This window comes from Microcoleus sp. B5-D4 (genome assembly GCF_036705145.1).
Classification (GTDB): domain Bacteria; phylum Cyanobacteriota; class Cyanobacteriia; order Cyanobacteriales; family Microcoleaceae; genus Microcoleus.
Genome location: NZ_JAUBTV010000068.1, coordinates 34,262 through 43,161, shown reverse-complemented (window position 1 = coordinate 43,161; position 8,900 = coordinate 34,262). Strand labels below are relative to the sequence as shown.

9 protein-coding genes are annotated in these 8,900 nt (G+C 45.9%); 7 read left to right on the top strand and 2 right to left on the bottom strand.

Going from position 1 to position 8,900, the window contains the following annotated elements; all coding sequences use genetic code 11:
• The first annotated feature begins 426 nt into the window (after positions 1 to 426).
• Complete coding sequence (gene serS / locus QUB10_RS25165) at positions 427 to 1,707, top strand: serine--tRNA ligase (protein ID WP_333205942.1); 1,281 nt, start codon at positions 427 to 429, stop codon at positions 1,705 to 1,707.
• 224 nt (positions 1,708 to 1,931) lie between these two features.
• Here the strand turns inward: serS and QUB10_RS25160 are convergent, their stop codons facing one another.
• Positions 1,932 to 2,948, bottom strand: coding sequence for a hypothetical protein (locus QUB10_RS25160; RefSeq protein WP_333205941.1), 1,017 nt, complete (start codon positions 2,946 to 2,948; stop codon positions 1,932 to 1,934).
• Positions 2,949 to 3,194: 246 nt separating this feature from the next.
• Here QUB10_RS25160 and QUB10_RS25155 point away from each other — a divergent pair, with 246 nt between their 5' ends.
• Both QUB10_RS25155 and QUB10_RS25150 read left to right on the top strand, forming a co-directional pair.
• On the top strand, positions 3,195 to 5,063 hold the full coding sequence (locus QUB10_RS25155; protein ID WP_333205940.1) for a 3-oxoacyl-[acyl-carrier-protein] synthase III C-terminal domain-containing protein: 1,869 nt from the start codon (positions 3,195 to 3,197) through the stop codon (positions 5,061 to 5,063).
• Complete coding sequence (locus tag QUB10_RS25150; protein WP_333205939.1) at positions 5,063 to 5,992, top strand: DUF6999 family protein; 930 nt, start codon at positions 5,063 to 5,065, stop codon at positions 5,990 to 5,992. Before QUB10_RS25155 ends, QUB10_RS25150 begins: the two co-directional genes overlap by 1 nt.
• A gap of 259 nt (positions 5,993 to 6,251) precedes the next feature.
• Here the strand turns inward: QUB10_RS25150 and QUB10_RS25145 are convergent, their stop codons facing one another.
• Positions 6,252 to 6,389, bottom strand: coding sequence for a hypothetical protein (locus QUB10_RS25145; protein ID WP_333205938.1), 138 nt, complete (start codon positions 6,387 to 6,389; stop codon positions 6,252 to 6,254).
• Between the two features lie 317 nt (positions 6,390 to 6,706).
• On the opposite strand from QUB10_RS25145, the gene msrA reads away from it, so the two are divergent.
• The 4 genes from msrA to QUB10_RS25125 all read left to right on the top strand — a co-directional run bounded on the left by msrA (position 6,707) and on the right by QUB10_RS25125 (position 8,889).
• The gene (gene msrA / locus QUB10_RS25140; RefSeq protein WP_333134197.1) at positions 6,707 to 7,360 is read left to right on the top strand and encodes a peptide-methionine (S)-S-oxide reductase MsrA; all 654 of its coding nucleotides are present in this window, start codon (positions 6,707 to 6,709) and stop codon (positions 7,358 to 7,360) included.
• Positions 7,361 to 7,486: 126 nt separating this feature from the next.
• Positions 7,487 to 7,810 carry a hypothetical protein gene (locus QUB10_RS25135; protein ID WP_333205937.1) on the top strand — a complete coding sequence of 108 codons (324 nt, stop codon included), beginning with the start codon at positions 7,487 to 7,489 and terminating at the stop codon, positions 7,808 to 7,810.
• 121 nt (positions 7,811 to 7,931) lie between these two features.
• Entirely contained in the window at positions 7,932 to 8,273 is a 342-nt protein-coding gene (locus QUB10_RS25130) for a YtxH domain-containing protein (protein ID WP_333205936.1), read from the top strand.
• Between the two features lie 37 nt (positions 8,274 to 8,310).
• Positions 8,311 to 8,889 carry a DUF948 domain-containing protein gene (locus QUB10_RS25125; protein ID WP_333205935.1) on the top strand — a complete coding sequence of 193 codons (579 nt, stop codon included), beginning with the start codon at positions 8,311 to 8,313 and terminating at the stop codon, positions 8,887 to 8,889.
• Positions 8,890 to 8,900: the final 11 nt, after the last annotated feature.

The following is an 8,900-nucleotide window of genomic DNA, read 5'->3' as shown; positions in this document are numbered from 1 at the left end:
CGTCCTTTTTGGACGGGCGGGACGCCCATCCCACAATAACAATTAAAATTGTAAGTTATTTAATTCGCGATCCTAACCTAGTCCAGGACGCAAAAACCCTGTTTCTTGACGTAATTGCCTCATTTGAGACGATAATCGCGAGAAACCGGGTTTTTTTAGACTGATAGTGCATTCAGGGCTTCAATTCCATGCCACACAACAAAAAAACCCCTACCATCGCTGGCTGGGGTAGAAAATTATCAGGGTGCATCTACTAATATTTGCAACTATAACATACATTTGTGGGGTGTCACCCTTCAGGGGTAACACCCAACGACGATTTTAGGTCAGAATAAATTATGATTTAATATGCCAATGATTAACAAAGCTTTTATATCATCTCGTTCTGTCCCAGCCGATCTAAAATTTAAGATTTAGAATAAATCTGTGCTAGACCTCAAATTAATCCGAGAAAACCCGCAAGCCGTGCAAGAAAGCCTCAACCTGCGCGGAGGTAACTATGAAATCGAGCCGATCGTCCAATTAGACAAACAGCAGCGGGAGTTGGAAGGCAAGCGATCGCAACTACAAGCCCGCAGCAACGAAATTGCCAAACTCATCGGTCAAAAAAGAAAATCGGGTTTACCCCTCGAATCTCCCGAAATTCAGGAACTGCAGGCAGAAGGCAACGCAGTCGGCACTGAATCGAACGAATTGCAAGCAGAGGAAAAAGACCTAAAAGCTCAAATAGAAGCTTTATTGCTACCGCTGCCAAACTTGCCGGGTTCCTCAACGCCGATCGGCAAAAATGAAGAGGAAAACGTCGAAATCCGGCGCTGGGGAGACGAATACATTCCCCAAAATTCCGGTATTTTGCCGCACTGGGAAATCGGCGAAAAATTAGGAATTCTCAACTTTGAACGGGCAGTAAAAATTGCTCAGCCCCGCTTTGTGAGCTTAATGGGAGCTGGTGCAGCCATGGAAAGAGCGATTATTCAATTCATGCTAGACCGCCACACAAAAGCCGGTTATGTAGAAGTAATTCCCCCATTTTTAGTTAACACAGAATCCCTCACTGCTACGGGTCAATTACCCAAATTTGCTGAAGAAAGTTTCAAGTGCGACCAAGATGATTTGTGGTTAATTCCTACTTCCGAAGTTCCGGTTGTCAATTTGTACAGAGGTGAAATTTTGACAGCCGAAGAGTTGCCAATTTATCACTGTTCTTACACTCCTTGTTTTCGCCGCGAAGCTGGCAGTTACGGCAAAGATACGAGGGGATTAATTCGATTGCACCAATTTAATAAAGTTGAATTGGTAAAACTTGTGCATCCGAGTACCTCCGAGGCAGAGCACGAAAAGTTAGTGCAGGATGCTGAGGGAGTTTTGCAGGCGCTGAAATTGCCTTATCGGGCGATCGCACTGTGTACCGGCGACTTAGGTTTCGCGGCCGCCAAAACCTACGATTTAGAGGTGTGGCTGCCATCGGCGGGCAAATACCGCGAGATTTCGAGTTGTTCCAACGTGGCAGATTTTCAGGCGCGGCGGGCAAATATTCGCTTTAAAGAAGCGGGTAAAAAAGGCACTCAATTCGTTCACGCCCTCAATGGTTCCGGTTTAGCTGTGGGCCGGACAATGGCGGCAATTTTGGAGAATTACCAGCAGCCAGACGGAACTGTAAAAGTGCCGGAAGCCTTACAACCCTATTTGGGGCGGGAAGTTTTATAGACAAGATGATTCGGCGATTAACTGGTTGCCCAGGCTCTGCCTGGGAACCGAAGTACAGAGGCTCTGCCTCGCTTGCTTGCGAAAATTGGAGGCAGAGCCTGTGGAGCTGCGTTACCAGGCTCTGCCTGGTAACGAGTAGAATATCCTCCTTATTTCTTAGTCCGCGTAGGCGGACTTTGTTTGAGAAGGAGCGGTTTCAACCGCCGAATCATCGCCGAATCATCTTACAGTTTAACTAATGCTTCCTTGATATCCAACGCTAAAAATCTATCCAATGCTAGATACATCCAATAAACAGATAATTGACTATCGCTGCTAGTCTTCTGAAATCCCAAAGCCAGGGACTGTTTTTCGTACATGGGGTGAATCATCAGGGTGTACAAGTCGCAAAGATTGGGAAAATCTGTTTGCATTTCGCCTAAAACTTTTTGTGCGTCTTCGAGAAAAGCAATGCGGTATTCTGACAAATACTGCGGATCGATCATCCAACTGCGGACAAATACTGACTGGCAATTTTGATCTCCTGGTAGCGCCATCTTGAAAGGATCGATATCGGAAATAGAACTTAAATGAAGGCTTTTGCTAGGAGCGTTAAAAAAATTGACTTCTGATTCGCTAGCTGTGGGATAAAGTAAGTAAAACCCGACTGGATTGAGATTATCTGAGCGGCGCAAAACTCGCATTCCCTTTGAGTATTTATCGGCCAAAAGCCGCAGGATTTTAGCAATTTTGTGGGGAACGGCGTTAGTGTTGCGGTTCATCCAGTTGTAATTGGTAGCTAATAAATTGGCAACGATAATTGCGTCGCACCGAGGGTTGAAATCATCTAATTCGAGTTGTACAGGCTTTTGAGGTTCGGCGGTTTCTAAAATTTCTGAAACTGGTTGAATTTGAATTGCCGTAGCGTTACCATCAAAGTGTTTTGCGATTAATCCGAGTGCTGCTAATTTATCTAACATCATTCCGGCGGCGCGATCGCTCCCGCGATCGGAATCGCAGTAAAATAGTTCGGCGGCTTCCCGGTGAGTGCACTGCACTTCTGTTGCTGGCACTTCCAGTTTCGCCAGCGGTGGTTTGAGACGGGGCTGGCTTTCCTGAAGCTGTTTCACCGATAAGTAAACCCAAAGCCTGATAAAGCATTCAGCCCTAGTGCGAGTTACGCCTACTCGTTTCATCAACAGCGAAACAACCGTGCGGCGTTGAGAAGGAGAATACCAAGTATCTAGTTTTGCAATATCCATTTCAGTCGGGAAGCTGCGAAGGAACTCTAGTTACATATTGGCTCAATTACATAAAACTTCACCCCGCTTCAGGTAACTTGTTGTCGCTGTTGCTCAACTTGCCTGATTTCCGGCGACTCTACAAGATAGCTGCTTCCTCCTTGCAACTTCACTGCTTCCCAAAGCACAATCAATTTTAGATGTTTTCTGGCTTGATTTAAGAAACCAACGCACCCGACTAAATTAGCAACTTTGGAGGTTTACGCCATGTACAGTGCTTATATCAATCGGATTGGAAAATTTTTGCCGGGAGAACCGATTAATAATGATGATATGGAAGAATATCTTGGCAAAATTGCCTCGCGCCCTTCGAGAGTCAGGCAGCGAATTCTCAACAGCAACGGGATTCAACAGCGCTACTACGCGATCGACAAACAGCAGCAAACACTATATTCTAACAGCCAAATGGCAGCGTTTGCCGTCCGTGACGCGATTTCTCAGTCAAATCTGGAACCAGGGGCGATCGACTTATTGGCCTGCGCTACTACTTTACCAGATTTATTAGTACCGGGATTTGCCAGCACAGTACATGGGGAACTTTCCGAATTATCTCCCCTAGAAATAGTCTCAACTCAAGGAGTTTGCTGTGCCGGAGTTAGTGCTTTAAATTACGCCGCCTCTCAAATCGAACTCGGCAAAAAACAAACCGCCATTGCCGTCGCTTCCGAATTTCCCTCGCGCCTGTTCAAAAACACCAAATTTGAAACAGAGACTTCACTGCAAGCGGGAAAAATCCTGCCTTTCGATACAGAATTTCTCCGCTGGATGCTCTCCGACGGTGCCGGAGCATTGTTGCTCCAAAACCATCCCAGCGCAACAGGAATTAGTTTAAAAATAGAATGGATTGAACTCGTTTCTCACGCCAATGCTTATCCTGTTTGTATGTATTCAGGATTAGCCAACGAAACATCCACTAAAAGCTGGCTGGATTATTCCTCCTACCTCGATGCAGCCACAGCAGGAGCTTTTGACTTGCGGCAAAATATTCGCTTGCTGGACAATGTAATGAAATTAGGCGTTGAAGGTTGGCTGCGGTTGATTAAAGCCGGGAGAGTTTGTCCGCAGGAAATCGACTGGCTGCTGTGCCACTATTCGTCTCACTTTTTCCGGGGGCAAATTGTAGAACTTCTGGAACAAGCAGGCTGCATGATTCCTGAAGAAAAATGGTTTACCAACTTATACACACGGGGAAATACAGGCTGCGCCTCGATTTATTTAATGTTAGAGGAATTGTTCAATTCGGGCAAGTTGCAGCCGGGACAGAAAATCTTTTGTTTTGTCCCGGAAAGCGGGCGCTTTACAACGGCATATATGATGTTAACTGCTGTGGAAAATACCCATAAGCCTATGATTTCTCAATTCTCTAACTTTCATGAGGTTCCGGAAGCTTCGCCTCTCGAAAGCGTTAAACCCGAACACCCCAACTCTCCGCAAGCTTATTTGTTGCGGGAGTTAGCCTGGATTTGGCTGAAGTTCGAGCGCGAAATTCGTTCTGTTCCTATTGTCCGCAAATTGTACCGCGGAGAGTTTACAATAGAAGATTATCAAGCTTTGCTGTGCAATCTCCGGCCGCAAGTTGTAGAGGGAGCTCGCTGGATTGCTCGCGCTGCTTCTAACATGAGTGACTTTCGCCTGCGATCGACTTTTATCGGCCATGCCCAAGACGAACATCGCGACTATCAAATGCTAGAACAAAATTATGTTTCTGTGGGCGGTGAATTGGCAAAAATTGTGGAATATGATAAGAATATTGGCAGCGAAGCGCTATCAGCTTTTATCTTTCACCAAGCATCGCGGGACAATCCGGTTGATTTAATTGGCAGTATGTTTATTATCGAAGGTTTGGGCAATCAGTTGGCGGGAAAGTGGGCAAGACAAATTCAAGAAACTCTCGGTTTGCAATCAGAACAAGTATCGTTTTTAGCTTATCACGGATCGAATGACGAGTCGCATTTAGCCAAACTGGAAAATTTGATTAATGCCGAATGGATGACAGATGATATTGCCCGTCGCATTGTCAAAACCGCTCGCGTTACTGCTCGTTTATATTTGCTGCAATTGGAGGAAATAGGCTAATGCAAAAGCTGCAAAAACAAGATACCGAAAATCTCCCAGATGAGCGAAAAATTCCTTACGCTACTAAACCCTACAACCGCCGAGATCCGAATGTTTGGGATGTGCTGTTTTGCGATCGATCTATTCCCGTCGATTTAGTGGCAAAAGCCTACATGATCCGGGATTTGCAAAACTGGACTCGCAGTTATTTGCTGATTCCGATCAAAGTAATTGCTAACTTGTTGCTGGCGGTAATTATGACAACAAAGCGCCTGTTGCCATTTCAATTCCGCGCTTACACTTTAATGCACAAATCGGCTGCATTTTTCCTAAATAATTTTGTATCGCCAGAAGCTTGTTATTTAATTGTCCGACACATCTGCATCGGCTCCAACATTATCAACTTCTTGATTGACAACGGCCCCGACACCCAGATAGAAAAGTCAAAGCTTTATCCGCGCACTGTTAGCGATTTAGCTGAGAATGCGTTTCTCGAACACGACTTAATTCTCTATAACTTTGTCTGGGATTACAACCAGGCAATGCTGACAAATCCTAACTGGTTGCAAGTCGTCAAAAAACGGGGAATAAATTATGATAGCATTCAACCTGTAGAAGTTGCCATAGATTTTGAAAAACGCAGATGGCTAAACATTCTGGATTTAGAATCGGCGATCGAATTGTTTAAAGTTTTTTATTCTTTGTGTTTGACTAGCGACGAATTTGCGCGAGCAGTGATGTCGCTTCAGTTAGATGAAAACTTCGGAGTGTACGTCAGCGAGATTATCGGAAATTGCGACTGGAATCATGTAATTGTCAATCGCCATCCGCTAGCGCCAAACAGTCCGTTTAATGCGGCACGCGACTTGTTTTTGCACGGGATAGTTTCGGAATATCTCTATCGGTATTTGGAACTGCAAAAAGAGATGAAATTAACTCCGATTAAATAACCATAAATACCCGTAGGGGCGGGTTTTACCAATAATATTTAAGAAGCGCAAACAATCTAGATAAACCCGCCCCCACACAATGAATAATCTACATCAACGCTGTCTGTGAACGAATGGAAAAAATGTACATTTGGATTGTTCGTCTTGGGAGGGCGGGTTTGTCAGATTATTCGTTTCCGACATAGATGGTTGGTAAAACCCGCCCCTACGCAATCTGAAATTATAGTTGATTTTTCAGGTATAAAATTAAGAGGAAAACTCAAGCGGCTGCTAGCTGTGCTTGTTCTGCGGCTTGGGGCAAATTTTGACTTACGACAATCCACTTGCCTGTAATTGGGTCGCGGTAAGTAATAAACGGATTAGATTTTAAAGGTTGACTGCAAGGTTTAGCGGCCATTTCTACACACTCCCAATAAATGGTATTGAATAACTACTACAACACCATACCTTTAATAATCGGCTGTTTTGCCTAAAATCCGCGTGATTTATACCTCAACAATAAGTGATATTTTAAGTATGTTTTGGTGACGTAGAACACTCCCTAATGTGATTTAAAACTAAGTTAGCAGTGAGCAATATCACCAAAAACCTTCCGTAAAAAAAATCGGCCTTCTGGTTTTTAGCTTCTACCTTTAAGAGGGCCACTATTTTCAGTATACATCTGATATTATTAAGTAAGGTAAAGACGTTTATCAGAGATCCCCTCACAAACTTATGGTGCTATTTGGATTTGGCAAAAAGTCGAGCCTGCCCTCTCCCCAAGAGGCATTACCGGGACGGGCAGAGTCGATGTCGGTACCGGCAAGTCACTTTGTTAACGGCAATCCGCTCAAACCTCCCTTTCCAAACGGCATGGAGACTGCCTTGTTTGGCCTGGGCTGTTTTTGGGGAGCAGAACGCAAATTTTGGCAACAAAATGGAGTTTTTTCGACGGCTGTTGGCTACGCGGCGGGGATTACTCCGAATCCTACTTACAACGAAGTTTGCAGCGGGATGACGGGACACAATGAAGTAGTTCTGGTTGTGTTCGATCCGAAAGTAATTAGTTACGAAACGCTGCTCAAAGTTTTTTGGGAAAGTCACAATCCTACTCAAGGAATGCGTCAGGGCAATGATTCGGGTACTCAGTATCGATCGGGAATTTACACATATTCAGCCAGCCAAAAGCAGCTAGCTGAAGCTTCGCGCGATGCCTACCAGCAGGCTTTGACTCCGGCCGGTTATGGCAAGATTACTACTGAAATTATTGATGCTCCTGAGTTTTATTACGCAGAAAGCTATCATCAGCAGTATCTTGCTAAAAACCCGAACGGTTATTGCGGCTTGGGCGGTACTAAGGTTTGTTTGCCTGCCATGTCTCAGGCTTAAAACTTTTACAAGGGGTATCTTGGGGCTGTTGCAGTCCGGCAGTCCGGCAGGGGTTTAAACCCCTGCCTCAAAGCTTAAGTCGTCTGAAGACGACTGACAGGTTATTGAGATGGTGAAAGGGATTAGTTGAAAGCAGGTAAAATAATGCTGGCTGGTGTGGTAATTATCAATTTAATGATATCTCTTGTCTGTTTTTATATCGCTGCGAAGGTGGGGAAAATTAGGCGGACGATCGCACGTTTGGAACTTCGGATCGCAGCAATCGAACGCTGTAGCAGCAATGTCCTCAGTACGTCGCCGGATTTCCTTGGTAAAAGGCAGCAAGGTACTCGCCAACTGCGACGGCGTTATCAACAACTAGAATTGCAACTGCAACAGGTTCAGCAACTTTTGGGATTGCTGGGTTTGGGACGGATGCTTTGGCCCAGGCGCGATCGACGTTTGAGGTAAGCTATCCTAAAACTGCCGCCCGTGCTAACTCCGTAGGATTTTCAACAATATTTCTACCTTTGTAAAGGGCTGCGATCGGGCAAACGCCCCTAAAATTGGTGTATGGAGAGAAGTTATAAAAATGTCAACTAAACGTTCAGGATTATTTATTGGCGGTTTGCTTGTGGGTTCTGCGATCGGGGCCGTGACTGGCTTGCTGATGGCACCGCGACCGGGCAAGGAGACGCGGCAGATATTGAAAAAATCGGCCGATGCTTTGCCGGAGTTGGCGGAGGATTTATCGACTAGCGTGCAGTTGCAGGCCGATCGACTTTCTGAAACTGCAATCCGAAATTGGGACGAAACTTTGATTAGACTCAAAGAGGCGATCGCGGCCGGTTTGGAAGCGACTCAGCGGGAACGCCAAACACTGGCGGAAACTGAAGCTGAAGTGAGTCCCCCGTCGCGCCCTCCCATCCGCTAAATGGCATGAAATTCTCAACCCCCAATCCGAGATTCAAGTGAGTGATCCCATATTTTGGCTAGGACTTTCGATTTTGCTAGTGGCAGTTAGCCTGACTGCTGTTTTAGTGACTTTAATACCTGCAGTGCAAGCGCTGGCCCGGGCGGCCCGCAGCGTGGAAAAGCTCGCTGACACGCTTTCTCGCGAATTTCCGCCCACTTTGGAGGCGATTCGGTTGACGGGGCTGGAAATTAGCGAGTTGACGGATGATGTCAGCGAGGGAGTACAAAGTGCGGGCGAGGTTGTCAAACAGGTCGATCGAAGTATTGGTAGCGCCAAAAAGCAGGCGCAAAATGTGCAGGTAACTACTCGCAGCCTGGTGACTGGGGTTAAGGCTGCTTGGAAAACTTTAACTCGGAAGCCGCCGATTTCTGGGACAAATCGCCGATCGACAGATAGATTGTCGCCGAGTCAAAGAAGTGCGATTTCGCTGAGGGATTCGGGTTTGGAGGATAGGTATTCTGGGGTTTACGGTGCGGGTGCGAGTAATGGGGAATCGCCACGGTTGAGGGGTAGCGAGGGTTCGGGTTTGCCGGGGGATGCTGAAGAGTTTGAGGAAGTGTCGAAGGATTCTTGATAGTCGATCGC

Excerpts from the sequence above, each read along its gene's own strand:
- msrA (WP_333134197.1), top strand. The coding sequence starts at position 6,707 with ATGGTGCTATTTGGATTTGGCAAAAAGTCGAGCCTGCCCTCTCCCCAA.
- QUB10_RS25155 (WP_333205940.1), top strand. The coding sequence starts at position 3,195 with ATGTACAGTGCTTATATCAATCGGATTGGAAAATTTTTGCCGGGAGAA.
- QUB10_RS25150 (WP_333205939.1), top strand. The coding sequence starts at position 5,063 with ATGCAAAAGCTGCAAAAACAAGATACCGAAAATCTCCCAGATGAGCGA.
- QUB10_RS25145 (WP_333205938.1), bottom strand. The coding sequence starts at position 6,389 with ATGGCCGCTAAACCTTGCAGTCAACCTTTAAAATCTAATCCGTTTATT.
- QUB10_RS25130 (WP_333205936.1), top strand. The coding sequence starts at position 7,932 with ATGTCAACTAAACGTTCAGGATTATTTATTGGCGGTTTGCTTGTGGGT.
- QUB10_RS25160 (WP_333205941.1), bottom strand. The coding sequence starts at position 2,948 with ATGGATATTGCAAAACTAGATACTTGGTATTCTCCTTCTCAACGCCGC.